The organism is Rhodoferax sp., assembly GCF_028714215.1.
In the GTDB taxonomy this organism is placed as follows: Bacteria; Pseudomonadota; Gammaproteobacteria; order Burkholderiales; family Burkholderiaceae_C; genus Rhodoferax.
In genome coordinates this window covers 1-17,800 of sequence record NZ_JAQTMS010000038.1, presented here as the reverse complement: position 1 = coordinate 17,800, position 17,800 = coordinate 1, and the positions used below count along the sequence as shown (strand labels likewise).

The 17,800-nt window shown below is 64.8% G+C and carries 15 protein-coding genes; 9 read left to right on the top strand and 6 right to left on the bottom strand.

Translation table 11 applies throughout. The features are described from left to right. Position 1: 1 nt before the first annotated feature. Positions 2-1,246, top strand: a complete 1,245-nt coding sequence (locus tag PHS32_RS16355) for a hypothetical protein (protein ID WP_301080118.1) — start codon at positions 2-4, stop codon at positions 1,244-1,246. 234 nt (positions 1,247-1,480) lie between these two features. On the opposite strand, the gene PHS32_RS16350 is transcribed toward PHS32_RS16355, so the two are convergent. Both PHS32_RS16350 and PHS32_RS16345 read right to left on the bottom strand, forming a co-directional pair. Further along, positions 1,481-4,651 (bottom strand): efflux RND transporter permease subunit, encoded by a 3,171-nt coding sequence (locus tag PHS32_RS16350; protein ID WP_301080117.1) that lies wholly within the window; start codon positions 4,649-4,651, stop codon positions 1,481-1,483. Between the two features lie 11 nt (positions 4,652-4,662). Beyond that, positions 4,663-5,874, bottom strand: coding sequence for an efflux RND transporter periplasmic adaptor subunit (locus PHS32_RS16345; RefSeq protein ID WP_301080116.1), 1,212 nt, complete (start codon positions 5,872-5,874; stop codon positions 4,663-4,665). Between the two features lie 264 nt (positions 5,875-6,138). Between PHS32_RS16345 and PHS32_RS16340 the strand changes: the two genes are divergently transcribed. The 7 genes from PHS32_RS16340 to PHS32_RS16310 all read left to right on the top strand — a co-directional run bounded on the left by PHS32_RS16340 (position 6,139) and on the right by PHS32_RS16310 (position 13,643). Beyond that, positions 6,139-7,143, top strand: a complete 1,005-nt coding sequence (locus PHS32_RS16340) for an ABC transporter substrate-binding protein (protein WP_301080115.1) — start codon at positions 6,139-6,141, stop codon at positions 7,141-7,143. Between the two features lie 22 nt (positions 7,144-7,165). After that, on the top strand, positions 7,166-7,987 hold the full coding sequence (locus PHS32_RS16335; protein ID WP_301080114.1) for an ABC transporter permease subunit: 822 nt from the start codon (positions 7,166-7,168) through the stop codon (positions 7,985-7,987). A 4-nt stretch (positions 7,988-7,991) separates the two neighbouring features. Beyond that, the gene (locus tag PHS32_RS16330) at positions 7,992-8,789 is read left to right on the top strand and encodes an ABC transporter permease subunit (RefSeq protein WP_301080113.1); all 798 of its coding nucleotides are present in this window, start codon (positions 7,992-7,994) and stop codon (positions 8,787-8,789) included. Continuing rightward, positions 8,779-9,837, top strand: coding sequence for an ABC transporter ATP-binding protein (locus PHS32_RS16325; RefSeq protein WP_301080112.1), 1,059 nt, complete (start codon positions 8,779-8,781; stop codon positions 9,835-9,837). Before PHS32_RS16330 ends, PHS32_RS16325 begins: the two co-directional genes overlap by 11 nt. A 14-nt stretch (positions 9,838-9,851) precedes the next feature. Continuing rightward, the gene (locus PHS32_RS16320; RefSeq protein WP_301080111.1) at positions 9,852-10,676 is read left to right on the top strand and encodes a phosphodiesterase; all 825 of its coding nucleotides are present in this window, start codon (positions 9,852-9,854) and stop codon (positions 10,674-10,676) included. 178 nt (positions 10,677-10,854) lie between these two features. Continuing rightward, positions 10,855-12,918, top strand: coding sequence for a bifunctional 2',3'-cyclic-nucleotide 2'-phosphodiesterase/3'-nucleotidase (locus PHS32_RS16315; protein WP_301080110.1), 2,064 nt, complete (start codon positions 10,855-10,857; stop codon positions 12,916-12,918). Next, positions 12,915-13,643, top strand: coding sequence for a tetratricopeptide repeat protein (locus PHS32_RS16310; RefSeq protein WP_301080109.1), 729 nt, complete (start codon positions 12,915-12,917; stop codon positions 13,641-13,643). Before PHS32_RS16315 ends, PHS32_RS16310 begins: the two co-directional genes overlap by 4 nt. 210 nt (positions 13,644-13,853) lie before the next feature. Here PHS32_RS16310 and PHS32_RS16305 read toward each other — a convergent pair whose 3' ends face one another. Continuing rightward, on the bottom strand, positions 13,854-14,264 hold the full coding sequence (locus tag PHS32_RS16305; protein WP_301080108.1) for a hypothetical protein: 411 nt from the start codon (positions 14,262-14,264) through the stop codon (positions 13,854-13,856). A 107-nt stretch (positions 14,265-14,371) separates the two neighbouring features. Here PHS32_RS16305 and PHS32_RS16300 point away from each other — a divergent pair, with 107 nt between their 5' ends. Further along, positions 14,372-15,208, top strand: a complete 837-nt coding sequence (locus tag PHS32_RS16300; RefSeq protein WP_301080107.1) for a helix-turn-helix transcriptional regulator — start codon at positions 14,372-14,374, stop codon at positions 15,206-15,208. Here the strand turns inward: PHS32_RS16300 and PHS32_RS16295 are convergent. Genes PHS32_RS16295 through PHS32_RS16285 form a run of 3 tightly spaced genes read right to left on the bottom strand, consistent with a single transcriptional unit; the run spans position 15,195 to position 17,369 of the window. Next, on the bottom strand, positions 15,195-16,004 hold the full coding sequence (locus PHS32_RS16295; protein ID WP_301080106.1) for a LytTR family DNA-binding domain-containing protein: 810 nt from the start codon (positions 16,002-16,004) through the stop codon (positions 15,195-15,197). The two genes, PHS32_RS16300 and PHS32_RS16295, sit on opposite strands and share 14 nt — an antisense overlap. Positions 16,005-16,011: 7 nt before the next feature. Continuing rightward, positions 16,012-17,073, bottom strand: coding sequence for a histidine kinase (locus PHS32_RS16290; protein ID WP_301080105.1), 1,062 nt, complete (start codon positions 17,071-17,073; stop codon positions 16,012-16,014). A 5-nt stretch (positions 17,074-17,078) separates the two neighbouring features. Next, positions 17,079-17,369, bottom strand: coding sequence for a 2TM domain-containing protein (locus tag PHS32_RS16285; RefSeq protein ID WP_301080104.1), 291 nt, complete (start codon positions 17,367-17,369; stop codon positions 17,079-17,081). Positions 17,370-17,800 lie beyond the last annotated feature (431 nt).

Below are 17,800 nucleotides of genomic sequence, written 5' to 3'. Positions count from 1 at the left end.
CATGCACCGCATCACCTTGGGCGCGCTGGCGCTGGCCTCTGCCTGCTCCTGCGGCGCGCAGACTTCCGGCGCCGGTCCGCAAATCAGCGGCCAGGTCCGGCTGCAATGGGACCAGCGCCAGGCCAACACGATGGGGCCGCTGGCAGTGGCCAATGAGCTGGCCCCCGGCACCTCCAGCACGCCAGGCAACGGCGCCACGCTGGAGACCGAACTGCGCAGCAGCGGCCGTGGCTGGAACGCCAGCGCCACGCTACAGCAGCAAATGCCACAGGGCTTGCCGACGCAAAGCCGCGCCTGGTTCAACGAACTGGTGGCGACCCACGATGGCGGCAGTTGGCAGTTCAGCGCCGGCAAGAAGATCGTGGCCTGGGACGTGGGCTACGCTTTTCGCCCCAACGACGTGGTGCAGCAGGAAGAGCGCCGCAGCTTGGTCAACACCTTGACCGAGGGCCGCCCGGTGTTGATGGCGGAGCACTTCAACGCTGCCACCGCCTGGTCCTGGGTCTGGGTCAATCCGACGGCCTCCAGCGATACGCTGGGCGCCAAGGAGCCGGCGCTGGCGGCGCGCGTCTACCGGCGCGATGGCAGCCTGGACTGGCACGGCTTCGCCCGCGTCGGCGCGCATACCGGTGCCAGCCTGGGCGCCGCTGCGGCCTGGGTCGCCAGCGATGCGCTGGAGTTGCACGGCTCGCTGCGCTACCTGGAGCGCGCCGACAGCCTGGCCATGGATCCGCTGGCCAGCGGCCTGCTGCGCGGCAACCCGTGGCAGGCGGCCAGCGTGCAGCACACCGGGCAGGCCTTGATCGGCGGCACCTGGACCAACGAGAGCCAGCTCAGTGTGCTGGCGGAAGCCTGGTGGGACGGCACGGCTTTGTCCGATGGCGAGTGGGAGCGCTGGCAAAGCCGCAATGCCTTGCTGGCCGGCTTGCCGGCGCTGGGCGCACCGGCCAGCGCGGCGGCCGGCAACCTGGCCTGGCAGGCCGATGCCTTCAACGCTTCGAGCAGCCTGCGCCGCAGCAACCTGTACCTGCGCCTGAGCTGGGAGCACGAGGGCTGGCAGCCCTCGCTGGACCTGCTGTACCAGCCGGCCGACGGCGGCCGCATCGTCACGGCGGCGCTGCTCTGGAAAGGCGACCGCGTCCAGCTGCAAGGCGGCTGGCGCGGCTACGGCGGTCCGGCCAACGCCATCTTGATGCAGTTGCCGGCACGCAGCCAAGCCTACGTCGCGGCCACCTGGACCTTCTGAAAAACAGACCGCAGCCGCCAAAGTCCGGGACCGGCCCGGCAGTTGTCATGCAGACCCGCCAGTTGTCGTCGTGGCCCGGTAGTTGTCATCCCGGGCCAACAGTTGTCATCCCAGCCCGGTAGCTGTCATCCCGGGCTTGACCCGGGATCCATGGATTGCGGATCAGGTCCGCAATGACAACTCGCATGGATTGCGGATCAAGTCCGCAATGACAACTGGTGAATTCCGCAAACATCAATAGTCGGAATGCTTGTCCGACAGCACCGGGTCGGCGCCGCTGCCGCCGCCGGCGTGCGGCTGCGGCGCGGCGTCGCTGGGGGTCTGTGCGTTGCGGGTGAACCAGGCCTTGGCCTTGGCGCCCCAGGCGTCCAGATAGGTGTAGAGCACCGGCACCACCACCAGGGTCAGCAGGGTGGAGGTGATGACGCCGCCGATGATGGCGCGGCCCATCGGCGCTTGCGTCTGGCCGCCGTCGCCCAGGCCCAGCGACATCGGCAGCATGCCGAAGACCATCGCCAGGGTGGTCATCAGGATCGGGCGCAGGCGCACCTGGCCGGCATCGAAGATCGCCTGGTTGCGCGACTTGCCCTCGCGCACGCCCTGGTTCGTGAAGTCGACCAGCAGGATGGCGTTCTTGGTCACCAGCCCCATCAGCATGATGAAGCCGATCATGGAGAATAGATTGAGCGTGGTTCCGGTGATCAGCAACGCCAGAAAGACGCCGATCAAGGCCAGCGGCAAGGATGCCATGATCGCCAGCGGCTGCACAAAGCTGCCGAACTGCGAGGCCAGGATCAGGTAGATGAAGATGACGGCCATGCCCAGCGCCGCCAGCATGGCGCTGAACGACTCGTTCATGTCCTGCGTTTGCCCGCCGACGTTGAAACGGTAGCCGGGCGGCAGCTCGGGCTCCATCTTTTTCAGCAGCGCCTCGACCTCGCTGCCGGCGTCGCCGGAAGGGCGGCCCTCGACGCCGGCATAGAGCGAGACGCGGCGTTGCAGGTCCATGCGCTTGACCTGCTGCGCGCTGAAGGTCGGGACGAACTCGGCCACCTGGCGCAGCAGCACCATCTGCGGCGTGCCGTCGGCATGAGTGCGGCTGCTGGTCAGGTACAGGTCGCCCAGGTCGCCGGCGATGCGCCGGCCGGATTTGGGCAAGCGCACGTTGACGTCGTAGTTCTGGCCGTCGGCCGCTTGCCAGTGCGAAATGGTGTCGCCGGCGATCAGCGGGCGCAGCGCCTGGCCGATCTGCGCCGTGCTCAGGCCCAGGTCGCTGGCCAGTTCGTTGTTGACGCGAATCGCCAGCGTCGGGTTGGCGCCGCGCTCGCTGCTTTCCAGGTCGGTGATGCCTTTGATCTTGGCCACTTCCTTCATCACGCCCTGCGACAACTCGGTGAGTTTCTGCGCATCGGGCCCGAGGATCGAGATGAAGATCGGCTTGTTCCAGCCGACCGAGAGTTCGACGCCGGCGATGCTGGCGAGCTTGGCGCGAATCGCTTTTTCCAGTTCCTTCTGCGAGCGCCGGTGCGTGATCTTCTGCTCGGAGAGTTTCAGGTTGATGCGCGCGTAGTTCTTGCCGTCGTCGGTGCCGACATTGGTTTCGGCGATCACGATTTCGGGGAAGGTCTTCAAGGCGTCCTCCGCCTGATGCGCCTTGGCGTCGGTGTATTCCAGGCTGGAGCCGATCGGTGTGTTGAGCCGCAGGGAGATGAAGCCCTCGTCGTTCTCCGGCACGAATTCGGTGCCCACCAGCGGCACGATGGCGAAACTGGCAAGGAACAGGGCCGTTGCGATCAGCAGCACCTTGATCCGGTGCAACAGCGCCCAGTTCAGCAGGGCGCCATAAATTCGGTGCGCCTTCTGCACCCCTTGTTCGACCCGGTTCATCAGCCGTCCCAGCCAGGGCGCGCGCTTGAAGCGGTCGCCGGCCGGGTCCAGCCAGATCGAGGACAGCATCGGGTCCAGTGTGAAGCTGACGAACAGGGAAACCAGCACCGCCACCGCCACGGTAATGCCGAACTGCAGGAAGTAGCGCCCGATGATGCCGCTCATGAAGGCGATCGGCACAAACACCGCGATGATGGCAAAGGTGGTGGCCATCACCGCCAGGCCGATTTCCTCGGTGCCCTCGTTGGCGGCCCGGAAGTGGCTCTTGCCCATGCCCAGATGGCGCACGATGTTTTCGCGCACCACGATGGCGTCGTCGATCAGCAGCCCGATGCACAGGCTCAAGGCCATCAGGGTCAGAAAATTCAGCGTGAAGCCGAACGCGTACAAGGCGATGAAGGTGGCCAGCACCGCGATCGGCAAGGTCAGCCCGGTGATGATGGTGCTGCGCCACGAATGCAGGAACATGAAGACGATCAGCACCGTCAGCAAGGCCCCTTCCAGAATCGTCGCCTTGACGTTGTCGAGCGAGCTCTTGATGCCGTCCGAGGTGGCATAGATGGTCTTGATCTGGACCCCCGGCGGCAGCAGCTTGCGCAGGTCTTCAACCGCCTGGCGCACGCCTTCGCCGGTCTCCACGATATTGGCGTCCTGCACCTTGAAGACAGCGACGCCGATGGAGCGCTGACCGTTGATGCGGGCGATCGAGGTTTCTTCCTGTTCGCCATCGACCACTTGCGCCACCTGCTGCAAATAGACCGGCGCGCCGCCCTGGCGGGTGACGATGATTTTCTCGAAGTCCTTGGGCTCCTTGAGCTTGCCTTCCACCCGCACCAGTTGCTCGGTGGCGCCGCTGCTGATGGTGCCGGAGGGAAAGTCCTGGTTGCTGGCCTGGATCGCCGCAATCACCTGGTCGACGCCGACCCCGAGGGACTGCATCTGCGCCGGCTTCAGGTAGATCAGCACCTGGCGCACCACGCTGCCGCTGACGTTGACGGCGCCGACGCCGGGCGCATTCTGCAGGCGCTTGACGATGATCTGGTCGGTCAGGGTGGAGAGTTCGCGCGGGTTGTGCTGGTCCGAGATCACCGCCAGGTTGACCACCGGTTGCTGGTCCTGCCAGTCGGCGCGGCTGACCAGCGGGTCTTTTGCCTCGCGCGGGAAACCGGGACGGATCTGCGCCACCTTGTCGCGCACTTCCTGGGTCGCGGCCGCCATGTCGGTGCTCAAGCGGAATTCCGCTTGCAAAAAGCCCACGCCCTCGCGCGTGGTGGCGTAAATCTTCTTGACACCGTTGACGGTGTTGAGCACATTTTCGATCGGCTTGATGAGGTCGTTTTCAACCTGCTCCGGCGAGGCGCCGGGGTAGGCGATCGAGACGAAGACATAGGGGTTGCTGACGTTGGGCATCTGTTCGACCGGCAGCCGGTTGTACGAAAAGATGCCCAGCACCAGCAGCGCCACCATCACCATGGTGGCGAAAACCGGCTGCTTGATGCTGGTCTTGGTGATCCACATGATCCGATCTCCTAGCCGGCTTTGGCGGCGCTGGGTGGCACTGCGGGGGCGGTTTGCGGCGCCTTCAGCAGCGCACTGGCGCCGGCTTTGAGCCCCACCATGCGCGCGCTGACCACCTGCACGCCGGCTGCCAGTCCGCTCTTGACTTGCACCAGCCCGGCCGACTCTTCACGCAGACCCAGCGTGACGTTGTGTCTGACTATTCTGCCGCCTTCGAGCGTGAAGACATAGCTCTGGCCGGCGTCCTCGCGCAGCGCGGTGATCGGCACCACGGGGGTTGCCGGGGTCCTGGCCAGCACCAGCAAACCCTTGACGAACATGCCGCCCTTGAGCACGCCGTCACGGTTGGCGACCGACAGGTACAGGGTGACGGAACGCGATCCCGCCTCGGTCATCGGATTGATGCGTTCCACGCGGCCTTCAAAAACACGCTCGCCGAAACCATCGACCTGGAATGACGCAATTTGCCCGACCTGGATGGCTGGAATCTCCGAGGTCGGCGCCGGCGCCTCGATTTCCATTTTGCTGAGATCGACCACGCTGAACATGGGGCTGTCAGGCCCCACCTTCTCGCCGCTGTTGACCATCTTCCTGGCCAGGATGCCGCTGACCGGCGCGCGCACCACGGCGTCCTGCATGGCATAGCGCGCCAGACGCACCTGCGCCTCGGCCGAGCGCACCGAGGCCGCACTGGCCTCGAACGTGCTGTTGGCGGTGTCGAAGGCATTTTGCGAAATGAAGTTCTGCTGCAGCAGCTTCAGGTTGGATTCGCGGTTCTTGTCGGCCATCGACCAGCGCGCCTTGGCTTCTTCCAGCGCCGCCACCTGGGCATCCAGCCGGGCCTGCAAATCGGCGGTGTCGATCTGCGCCAGCACCTGTCCCTGGTTGACGCGTTCGCCCTCGCGCGCCAGCACCCGTCGCACTTCGCCCGACACCTTGGACTTCACCGTCGATTGAATGACCGGCGACAGCGAGCCGGAAAACGGCAGCGTCCGGGACAGGCTGCGCAACTCCACCTGGGTCAGGTCGGCGGGCGCGAATTCCAGGGTGATCGGGGCGTTCGGTTTCTTCTCTTCCTTCTTGGCCGAACTGACCCGCCAGGCCACCAGCGAGCCGATCGCGATGGCGACGCAAAGGCCCGCCAGCGTGAGTTTGACCCAACGACGACGGCCGGGAAGAGGGCTGGCAGCCAGCTCGGGAGCAGGGGCGGGATGAATGGGCATGATGGTACGTTTCAAGTGCTTTCGCAGAGGCTGCGAAGGTACGCCTTCGGGGCCGGAGTCGCCATCGGGACGCGACGAAATGCAGATTTCGAATTACCGGGCGAAGTTTACGCGGACGCAAGGCGGCTTGCATCCCCACGGAGGGTGTTTCTGTTGGCGGGTTCTGTCATCTGCTCGTCACACGAATGTCTTTTAATCGAAATGAAGAAGCCGCAGTTCAGCGAACTTCCCGCAATCACTCATAAGGAATCAGCCGTGAAGATCATGTCGAAAAAATTTGCCCGCGGCGCCCTGCTGGCGCTGGGCCTGGCCGGCAGTGTTGCCGCGATGGCGCAAACCGCCATTTGCTACAACTGCCCGCCGGAGTGGGCCGACTGGGGCAGCCAGTTGCGCGCCATCAAGGCCAGGACCGGCGTCACGGTGCCACCCGACAACAAGAACTCCGGCCAGTCGCTGGCGCAACTGGTGGCCGAGAAGGCCAGCCCGGTCGCCGACGTGACCTACCTGGGCGTCACGTTTGCCATTCAGGCGCAAAAAGACGGCGTCGTTGCGGCCTACAAGCCGGCCGCCTGGAACGACATTCCCGACGGACTGAAAGACCCGCAAGGCCACTGGTTCACCATTCACTCAGGCACGTTGGGCTTCATGGTCAATGTCGACGCGCTCAAGGGCAAGCCGGTGCCCAAGTCCTGGGCCGACCTGCTCAAGCCCGAGTACAAAGGTCTGATCGGTTACCTGGACCCGGCCTCGGCCTTCGTCGGTTATGTCGGCGCGGTGGCGGTGAACCAGGCGCGCGGCGGCACGCTGGACAATTTCGGCCCCGGCATCGACTACTTCAAGGCGCTGCAGAAAAACGAACCGATCGTGCCCAAGCAGACCTCTTATGCGCGCGTGCTCTCCGGCGAGATCGCGATCCTGCTGGACTACGACTTCAACGCCTACCGCGCCAAGTACAAGGACAAGGCGAACGTGCAGTTCGTGATCCCGGTCGAGGGAACCCTGGTGGTGCCGTATGTCATGAGCCTGGTGGCCAAGGGGCCGCAGGCCGACAACGGACGCAAGGTGCTTGACTTTGTGCTGTCCGACGAAGGCCAGGCGATCTGGGCCAATGCCTATCTGCGCCCGGTGCGCGCCAGCGCCATGTCGGCCGAAGTGAAATCACGCTTCCTGCCGGCCGCCGAATACGCGCGTGCCAAAACGGTGGACTATGCCCGGATGGCGGCGGCGCAAAAAGGCTTTTCCGACCGTTATCTGAAGCAAGTGCAGTAAGCCTGCGCGCAAGCGACCCTACATGCATTCCGGCAGTCTTTCCTCCCGGCGCTGGCTGGGGGCCTGCGCGGCGCCCGCCGTCGCTTTCTTTGCCGCCTTCTGGCTGCTGCCAATCGTGCAACTGCTGGTGCTGCCGGCGCAGAACGGCTGGCGCACTTACTTCGCCGTGTTGAGCGACAGCCGCTATCTGCAGAGTCTGCTCAACACGCTGGGACTTTCAGTGGCGGTGACATTGCTCACCTTGGTGCTGGGTGCGGCCGTGGGCATTGCGCTGGCGCGGCATCGCTTTCGCGGCCGGCAATTGCTGCTGTCGCTGCTGACGCTGCCGCTGTCTTTTCCCGGCGTCATCATCGGCTTCTTCATCATTCTGCTGGGCGGTCGCCAGGGTTTGGTGGCCGACCTGACCGACTGGCTGGGCCTGGGCCGCAGCACTTTTGCCTATGGCCTGACGGGGCTGTTTCTAGCCTATCTCTATTTCTCACTGCCGCGCGCGATTGCCAGTTACACGGCGGCAGCGGCGGCGATGGACGCGCAACTGGAAGAGGCCTCGCGCTCGCTGGGCGCTTCGCGCTGGCGCGTCGTGTGGGACGTCTGGCTGCCGGAGCTGGGCGCCACCACGCTGGCCTGCGGCGCGATCGTGTTTGCCACTGCCATGGGCGCCTTCGGCACTGCTTTCACGCTGGCCAGCAAGTTCGAGGTGTTGCCCATCACGATCTACAACGAGTTCACCAACTACGCCAACTTCGCGCTGGCGGCCAGCTTGTCGATCACGCTGGGCCTGATCACCTGGCTGGCCTTGTTTGCCGCGCGCCGGGCCGCCGGCCCGGTGGCGGCGGGGGCTTGATAGCATGAGCATTGCCCGTCAACGCTCACCGCTGCTGCTGGCGCTGACCGCCCTGGTCAGCGTCTTCATGCTGGCGCCGCTGGGGCTGTCGGTATTGGCCGGTCTGGTCAACAACTACAGCCTGGGGCTAAGTAGCGGCCTCACGCTGCGCTGGCTGCAGGAGGTGCTGGACAGTTACGGCGGCACGGTGGTCTGGTCGCTGGCGCTGGGCCTGCTGTGCGTGTTGGGCAACCTGTTGATCGGCGTGCCCTGCGCTTATGCGCTGGCGCGCAGCAAGTCGCGCTCGGCGCGTCTGTTCGAGGAATTGCTGACGCTGCCGGTCGCGGTGCCGGGCCTGGCCACCGCGCTGGCGCTGATTCTGGCTTACGGCCAGATGCGGGGTTTTCGCCAAAGCTTTGCCTTCATCCTGGTCGGCCACATGGTGTTCACCCTGCCGTTCATGGTGCGCACCGTGGGCGCTGCATTTGCACGCGACGAGTTGCGCGCGCTGGAAGAAGCCGCCAGCTCGCTGGGCGCCGGCTTTGCCCAGCGCTTCCTGGGCATTCTGGTGCCGGTGGTGCTGCCCGCCATCGTGGCTGGCAGCCTGATGGTGTTCACGCTGTCGGTCGGTGAATTCAACCTGACCTGGATGCTGCATACACCGTTGACGCGCACGTTGCCGGTGGGCCTGGCCGACAGCTACGCCTCGATGCGCATTGAAATCGGCTCCGCCTACACCTTGGTCTTTCTGCTCGTCATCCTGCCCGTGCTATGGGGCTTGCAGGCGATCGGAAACCTGATTGAAAGACACCATGGAATTTGAACGCACGCGCGTCGACATCATCGACTGCGCCAAGACCTACCCTGATGGCACGCGCGGCCTGCAGCCCACGTCGCTGCGGGTCGAGCCGGCCGAGGTGCTGGCCTTGCTGGGGCCATCGGGCTGCGGCAAGACCACCTTGCTGCGCATCGTCGCCGGGCTGGAGACGCCCGACAGCGGCAGCCGCCTGCTGTTCGGCAACAGCGACGTCACCGCCACGCCGATCGAGAAGCGCGGCATCGGCATGGTGTTCCAGCATTACGCGCTGTTTCCGCAGATGACGGTGGAAGCCAACATCGGCTACGGCTTGCGCATTCGCGGCGTCGACGAAGCCACGCGCCGGCGCACCGTCGGCGAACTGGTCGACCTGGTGCGCCTCAATGGCTTGGAGAAAAAGCGTCCGGCGGAACTCTCCGGTGGCCAGCGCCAGCGCGTGGCCCTGGCACGCGCGGTGGCGGTGCGGCCGCGCGTTTTGCTGCTGGACGAACCGCTGACCGCGCTCGATGCCAAGCTCAAGGAATCGCTGCGCGACGAGCTGGCCGAACTGCTGCGCCGCCTGCACATCACCGCCATCTACGTCACCCACGACCAGCAGGAGGCGCTGGCCATTGCCGACCGGCTGGCCGTGATGCAGGCCGGCCGCATCGTGCAGGTGGGCGACGGCGAAACCTTGTACCGCACGCCGGGGCACCCGTTCGTGGCGAGCTTTCTGGGTCGCGTCAACCGGCTTCAGCGCGACGCGCTGGCGCGCGCCGGCCACGTGGTGCCGCTGGGCGGGCAGGCGCTGCCATGCCCGGACGCTTGGGCCAGCCACGCCACGCTGCTGGTGCGCCCGGAAGACATCGAGGTGGGCGCCATGGCTGACGGCTGGGGCCGGGCCACCATTGCGCGGCGCAGCTTTTTGGGCGACCGGGTGCAGCTCACGCTGACGCTGGCCGACCAGCCCGCGCTGACGGCCGATGTAGGGCGCGATCACGCCGCGCGGCCGGGCGATGCGGTGGGCGTGCGCATCCAGCCCAGCCGGCTGATCCCCTGCGACGAAGCGGCCTGAGAGCGGAGTTGCCCATGCCCACCTTGCTGCTGCAACTGTCCGACCTGCACATCCGCGAGCCCGGCCGTCTGGCCTATGGCCGGATCGAAACGGCCCCCTATCTGAAACAGGCCATAGCCACCATCGGTCGGCTGCCGCAGCAACCCGACGCCGTGGTCATCACCGGTGACCTGACCGACTTCGGCCGCGCCGCCGAATATCGGCATCTGCGCGACTTGCTGGCTCCGCTGGCGATGCCGGTGTACCTGATGCCCGGCAACCATGACGACCGCGTTCAGCTGCGTCAGGCATTTCCGGAGCACGCCTACCTGGGCGTGAGCGGCTTTGTCCAGTTCGGCGTGGCGGTCGGCACGCTGCAATTGATTGCGCTCGATACCGTGGTCGCCGGCGCCAGCGAAGGCGGCCTGTGCGGCGAGCGTCTGCAATGGCTGGCGCAGCAACTGGAGGCGCATCGGGGCCGACCCGTCGTCATTGCCATGCATCACCCGCCGTTCCAGACCCTGATCGGCCACATGGATGCCATCGGTCTGCTGGACGGCGCGGCCGAGCTGGAGGCGCTGGTGGCGCGGCACCCCAACGTGGAGCGTGTGATTTGCGGCCACTTGCACCGCGCCATTCAGGTGCGCTTTGGCGGCACGCTGGCGGCGACCCAACCGTCACCGGCGCACCAGGTCTGTCTGGACCTGGCGGCGGATGCCGCCTCAAACTGGACGCTGGAGCCGCCCGGCTTTGGCCTGCATGCATTGCCGCATGGTGGTCGGCTGGTCAGCCACCAGGTGGCCAGCGGCTTGTTCAACGGACCTTTTCCGTTTCATGAAGGCGATCGCCTGATCGACTGAGTTTTCTGCTGGGCTTGGCTGGCCAAAAGCAGCTCGCTCCAGGGTGCCTGTCACGAGGCTGTCACTTTGATCTGCAACATTCAAAGTGCGTCCCGTCAATCGGGGCCGACGGCGTGCGCCGGCCCTTCTTCGGGCTCATTGCGCCGCTGTTTTTCAGACCCATTTTTCGAAAGAATGCATGTACAAAATATTATCCTTGTCGGCTGTCGCACTGGCTGTTTTGACTGCTTGCGGCAGCGATAGCGGGATCCCCGAAGGCACCACGCTCAATGTCGCACTGCTGGAGACCACCGACATCCATCAGAACCTGCTCAGCTACGACTACTACGGCCTGAAAGCCGATACCAGTCTGGGCCTGGAGCGCACCGCGACGCTGATCAAGGCGGCGCGTGCCGAAAACGCCAACACGGTGTTGCTGGACGATGGCGACAATATCCAGGGCACTTTGCTGGGCGACTATCAGGCGGTGGCGTCGCCGGTGAGCTGCAGCGGCACGCTGGCCTTGCACAAGGTCATGAATGCCCTGAAATTCGACGGCGGCGGCCTGGGCAACCACGAGTTCAACTACGGTCTGGATTTTCTGAGCCAGGTCAGCAACACCGATTTCGGCGTTCCCGGCGTGCAAAAAGGCGCCAACTGCGGCGCGCCCAACTACCCGCTGGTACTTTCCAACGTGGTGGGCGTCAGCAGCCAGCAGCCGATCTTCAAACCCTACGCCTTGATCGAAAAACAATTCACCGCGACCCAGCCCGATGGCGCCTTGATCAGCGTGAAGCTCAACGTCGGCATCCTGGGCTTTGTGCCGCCGCAGATCATGGACTGGGACCAGAAGAATTTGGCCGACAAGGTGGCCGTCAACGGTGTCCAGGAGTCGGCTAAAAAATATGTGCCTGAATTGCGCAGCAAGGGCGCCGACCTGGTGGTGGCGCTGTCGCATGGCGGACTGGATGCCTCGCCTTACAGCCCGAAGATGGAAAACGGCAGCCTGCACTTGACCACCACTGGCATCGACGCGCTGATGGTCGGGCACTCGCATCTGATTTTTCCGAAGGCCAAGGAGCCGGGCGGCCCGGCCCTGGATGCTTCGCTGGCGGCCTTGCCAACCGATCAGGTGGACGCCGTCAAGGGCTTGGTCAACGGGGTTCCCACCGTGATGGGGCAGAGCTGGGGCCGGCGCCTGGGCATCATCAAGATGGTGCTGAAATACCAGGCTGGCAAATGGGTGGTGCAAAAAGACCAGGCCAGCGTGGAATCGCGCGGCTTCAAATACACCGACGGCGTCACCAATGTGGCGGCCGACGCCAGCGTTGCGCCGCTGATCGATGCCGAGCACAAGGCCACCATCGCCTACGCCACGCAGCCGCTGGGAACCACCACCGACTTCGAGATGTCGGCCTACTTTGCACTGGTGGGCGATGTCAGTGCGATCCAGATCGTGAATCAGGCCCAGCTCGACTACGTGAAGAACTTCATTGCCAGTTCCACCGACGCCACCCTCGCCAGCTACAAATCGATTCCGGTGATTTCCTGCAGTGCGCCGTTCAAGGCCGGACGCAACGGGCCGACCGATTTCACCGACGTGGCACCGGGGGCAACGGCGGCGGCACCGTTTGGCTTGCAGGTGCGCAATCCGGGCGACCTGTACCTGTATGGCAATAACAATCTGCAAGCCGTCAAGATCAAGGGCTCGGACCTCAAGAACTGGCTGGAGGCGGCGGCCAAGCAGTTCGCCACCATTGACCCGAACAAGGGCGGTGAGCAGGACCTGGTGCCGTCTTACTCGACGATCTACAACTACGATGTGTTCTACGCCGAGAACAACGCCTTGCAGTACCAGATCGACGTCACCAAACCGGTGGGCAGCCGCATCGTCAACCTCACCTATGCCGGCAAAGCCGTGGCCGCCGGCGACGACTTCATCGTCGCCACCAACGATTACCGCGCCAGCGGCGGCGGCAATTTCCCCGGCATCGATGGCAGCAAGACCATCATCAAGTCGCCCGATGCGAACCAGGCCGTGGTCAGCAACTATGTCAGGAAACAGGGCAAGGTCACGGCTGCCAAAAACGGCACGGCACAAAGCTGGAGCTTTGTCAAGGTGGCTACCGCCGGCCCCGTGATCCTGCGCTCGGCACCGGGCAAGCTGGCGATCGCGCAAACGCTGGGCCTGAGCCGGGTGAAGGCCGAGGGCGTCCTGGATGCCAGCGGCTTTGCCAAATATGCCATCGATCTGAATCAATGAAGGCATGGTTTTCGATTCCGCTGCTGGTGTTGTTGTTTTCCTGTGCGCTGCCGGATGACGGGCCGCCCACCAGCTCGCAAATTGAATCGACCGGTATGCTGGCCTTGCAGGCCCACCAGCCGGCTGCCATCGACCGCCTGACGCGCTGGGCGCGTCAGGGCCTGCCGGTGGCGCAACGCGAGTTGGGCTTGGTGCGGGCGCAAACGCCTCTGACGCAGACCGAAGCGGTGGCCTGGCTGCAAAAAGCTGCTGCCGGGGGCGACGCCAAAGCCCAGTTTCATCTGGCCAAGGCTTTGCATGAAGGCAGCTTGGGCTTGCCGCAGGACTTCACCCAGGCCTGGGTCTGGTTCGAGGCGGCGGCCAAGCAGAACGACCGCCAAGCCAGCTTCATGCTGGCCAGAATGGCCAAGTACGGGCAGGGCGTTGCGGCGAGCCCGGAGCTGTCCGTTTACTGGTTGCAGGAAGCTAGCCGGCAGGGCAATCCGCAAGCCATGTTTTTGCTGTCCAACGCCTATGCCGAGGGCGAGGGGGTCGGCCGCAACGTGATGCTGGCCCGGCGCTGGCTGACCAAGTCCGCCGAAGGCGACTACGGCGTCGCCATCCAGGCGCTGGCGCTGGAACTCGATGGCCTGGGCGGTCCCGACACCGTGCTGGCCAAGCATTCGCGCGACCTGCTCAAGGAAGCCAAGGACCACCGGCTGATGCGCTGGAACGGATACCAGTAGAAGGCCTGCGGCACCCTCGGCAACGAGCGCTGGTGGTTTGCGCTGCTCGCACACCAATTCTGTATGAGAGATCAGGCTGGCGGGGCGCTCAGCTCCGCGGCTGTCCCCCGACCTTCGGTCTCCTCCTTCATGCCGCTGCGCTGAGCGCCCCACCAGCCTGATCCTCACAGTACGCTGAACGGGGTTTGGCATGCCATCAGTTGTTCCGAATCAGCGAGAACCTCTTGCGGCAGGTTCTTTGGAAGTTCCCATAGTGACCCAGAAGTAGGCAAAGCCGGCTGCCAGCAGCAGGTTCAAAGCGGAGCTCGGCAGCACGCCGGACAACTTGGTGATCACGCCGTTGGCATAACCAACAATCTCCGTTAGAAACAGTCCCAGTTGCACCAGCAGGTTGCCCAGCATCAAGGTCTTCAGGGTGGGTGAGTCGGCATGACCGCGCATCAGGCCGGCGATGACGCCGAGGCTGAGCAGCAGCACGCCGACCTCGCGCATCCACACGTTGGCGGCTTCGCTGGGCACGGTGCCCTTGCTGGCCAGCAAGTCGGCGGGGAACAACAGGGCGACGCTGCCAACGCCCAGGGCGATGACGGCGGCAAGGCTCAGAAAGATTTTTCGGTTCATGGCAATTTCCTTGGTGAAGAGGTTTCCGATGGTGCCTATCCTGGCGACGCCCGGCAATTACCTGCGCAGGTAATTGCCGGTCAGTACGTGGCTGCTAAAGTGCCCGCATGGCCGACAAACTATTCAGTGCATTGCTCAAATACTGGCGCGGCCGGCGCGGCATGTCGCAGCTCGATCTGGCCCTGGCGGCCGACGTGTCGGCGCGCCACCTGAGCTTTTTGGAGTCGGGCCGAGCCCGCCCCAGCGAGGAGATGGTGCTGCGCCTGCTGAGCACGCTGGCGGTTCCCCTGCGCGATCAAAACACGGTGCTGCGCGCGGCTTTGTTCGCGGAGCGCTTTCTTGAGCCGGCACTGGAAGCCATCGACCCGGCCATCGACATGACCATCGCGCGCATGCTGCACCAGCAGGAACCGTTTCCCCTGGTGGTGATGAACGCCGGCTATGACGTTCTTCGCGCCAACCATGCCGCCAATGCCGTGTTCTCGCGCTTCGTGCTGGAGCCGGCCCGTTGGTTGCTGCCGCTGAATCTGTATGCGCTGGTGTTTGACCCCCAATTGGCGCGCCCTTTTCTCAAGAACTGGTCACAGGTGGGGCAGTACATGGTGGCTCGCCTGCATCGCGAGGCCTTGAGCCGGCCCGACGATGCCGGTCTTTGGGCCTTGCTGGAGCGCGTGCTGGCCTATCCCGATGTGCCGCAATACTGGCGCCAGCCGGACTTTTCAAGCGCCAGTGAACCGACCCTCTCGCTGTGGCTGGAACGTGGTCCGCTCACGCTGCGGTTCTTGACCGTGGTCACCAGTTTCTCTGCACCGCAGCAGATCACCCTGGATGAATTGCGCATGGAGAGTTACTTCCCCGTGGATGATCAGACGCGCCTGGCGTGCGAAAAACTGGCTCAGATGCCGCCCGTTGCGAACCTGGCAACGGGAACTACATCGCCTTGAACAAGTGTGCGTAGAGGCGGCTTACCGGCAGCTTCTCGGGCCGGCCGCGCAGGGTGACGCTGAGCTTGCCGGCTTCGTCGCGCGTCACGCTGTCGATGCGTTCGGCGTTGACCACCGTGCCACGGTGGATTTGCCAGAAGGCGTTGCCATCGAGTTGCGGTAGCAGTTCCTTCAGGGGCGTGCGTATCAGGTATTCGCGGCTGGCTGTCAGCACCCGCACGTATTTGTCCGCGGCCTCGAAATAATCCACCTCCGGCACCGGCACCATGCGTATGGTGCTGCCGACGCTGGCCTGGATCACTTTCAGCGGCGCCACCGGTGCCTGCGCACTGGCGCCCAGCAGGCCGCGCAACTGGCCCAGGGTGGTTTCGAAATTGGCAGCCGCTTGCGACCGGTTGACCAGCGCCTGCTGTAGTTTGGTCACGGTCTTTTGCAGCCGCCCGCTTTGCACCGGCTTGAGCAGGTAGTCCATCGCCTGCGCCTCGAAGGCGGCCATGGCGTACTGGTCGTAGGCGGTGACAAACACCAGCGCCGGAAACGGCGTGCCGCCTTGGCCGTCGGAGTTCCAGGCGTCCGCCAGTTCGGCCGCGGCCTCCAGGCCGTTCAGGCCCGGCATGCGGATGTCGAAGAACAGCACGTCGGGCTTGAGCCGCAGCGCCTGCGTGACGGCCGACACGCCGTCACCCACCACGGCCAGAATTTGCAGTTCGGGCCAGACGCGCGCCAGTTCGGCCTGCAGCGCGGCGGCCAGCAGCGGTTCGTCTTCGGCGATCAGGGCGGTGGCGGCTTGGCTCATGGCGGGCTCATGGTTCGGAAGGAAATGTGACGCTGACGCTGGTGCCGGCAGCGGCGCCGGCGGTCAGTTCGAGCGTGCCTTGCGCGCCATAACTGGTGGCCAGCCGTTCGCGCACCTGCGCCAGGCCAAAGCCCTGCGCCGTGGCCGCACCGGCAGGCAGGCCGACACCGCTGTCCTGCACTTCCAGCGTCAGCCGTCCCGCCGCAAGGCGCGCCCGCACCGTGATGCTGCCGCCTTCCACCTTGGGTTCCAGCCCGTGTTTGATGGCGTTCTCCACCAACGGTTGCAGCAGCAGGGGCGGCATCGCCAGCTCGGCCAGTTCGGGCGGCAGGTCCAGTGTGTAGCGCAGGCGCGGCCCCATGCGCACCGCCATCAGTTCCAGGTAATCGTGCAGGCGGTCGAATTCGGCGCGCACGCTGTGCGAGCTGGCGCGCGAGGCCGACAGGGTAGCGCGCAGGTAGGCGTTGAGCCGGTCCAGCATGTCGGTGGCGGCGACCGGATTGGTGCCAATCAAGGCGCGCAGATTGGCCAGTGTGTTGAACAGCATGTGCGGCTCCAACTGGCTTTGCAGCAGCAGCAGTTTCGACTCGGTCGCTTGACGCTGGGCCGTTTCGGTCTGGGCCGCGGCCTGCGCCGTGTCTTCACGCGCGGCCGCCAGTTGCTCGCGGCTCAGGAAGTAATAACTCATGGCGCCGCCGGCGGCCAGGCTCATCAGCAGATAGCCAAGCACCAGACGCGGATGCTCGGACCAGATGCCCTCGGTTTGATGACCCATCAGCCAGGCCGCCGTGTACAGGCCCACCAGGTAGCCCGCGGTGACAGCCAGCGGCACGATCAGATAGAGGCGGCGCCATTGCTGTTTGCGGTTGGGCATCAGGAAATGCAGGCCCACTTCGATCAGCAGCCAGATGCTGATGCCGATGCAGTGCGAATAGACCAGGTTGGTGGCAAAATCGCCGTCGCCAAAAGCCGTCAGGCTCAGGGCGATGACGGTGTTGATGGTCAGGCTGGGCAGGCTGTGCTGCAGCAGCGTGAGTGCCGCCCAGCGCTCGACGGTCTTTGACGTCATGGGAGTCAGGGCTTGCGCTGTTGTTGTTGCAAGCGTTCCCGTTCCTGCTGCACCAGGCGCTCGCGAAAGCCGCTGCCGAAAGGTTGGACGAATACCACCAGACCGTGCACCAGCAGCCCCAAACCCCAACCAAGTGCCGGGAACACGGCCCAGTGGCGACCGCTGAAGCTCGACAGCAGGGCCAGACCGATGTTGACGACGATATAAACAAAGGCGTGGATGTACCAGCCGATTTTTTTCCCGGCGCGCTTGCGCGCCAGGCGGTCGATCTCTTCCGGGGTCATGGCGGGGCTCATGGAGCGTTCCTTCGAAAAATGGTCGGGTGCAGGCATTGGCGGCCGGTCAAGCCCTTACTATAGTGCCCGGCCGCCGGTCCATTGGCCGGGCCAGGCTCCGGCTGCATGGTGAAAATTCGATAAGGCACGGTCAGGTCCTTGAAGTGTCAGGCGATGACTGGACTGTGCCGGGCCTTGCTGCTGCCCACCAGCGCCATGCGACCAAAGGTGCCAAACAGTGCGTGACTTGCCGCTACGTGGCGCGAAATTCGGTCACAGGCTGGCGGCGCGGCGCTCGGAACGGCCCAGCGTCCAGGCCACGGCCAGGCCGACCGAACTGCCAGTCGATTGCAGGTGCAGCGGGCTGTCCAGGTTGGCTGCGCCGGCGTAGCTTTCAAGACGCACATAGGCAAAGACGCGCACGTCCCGGTTTAGTTCTTTCGAGGTACTGA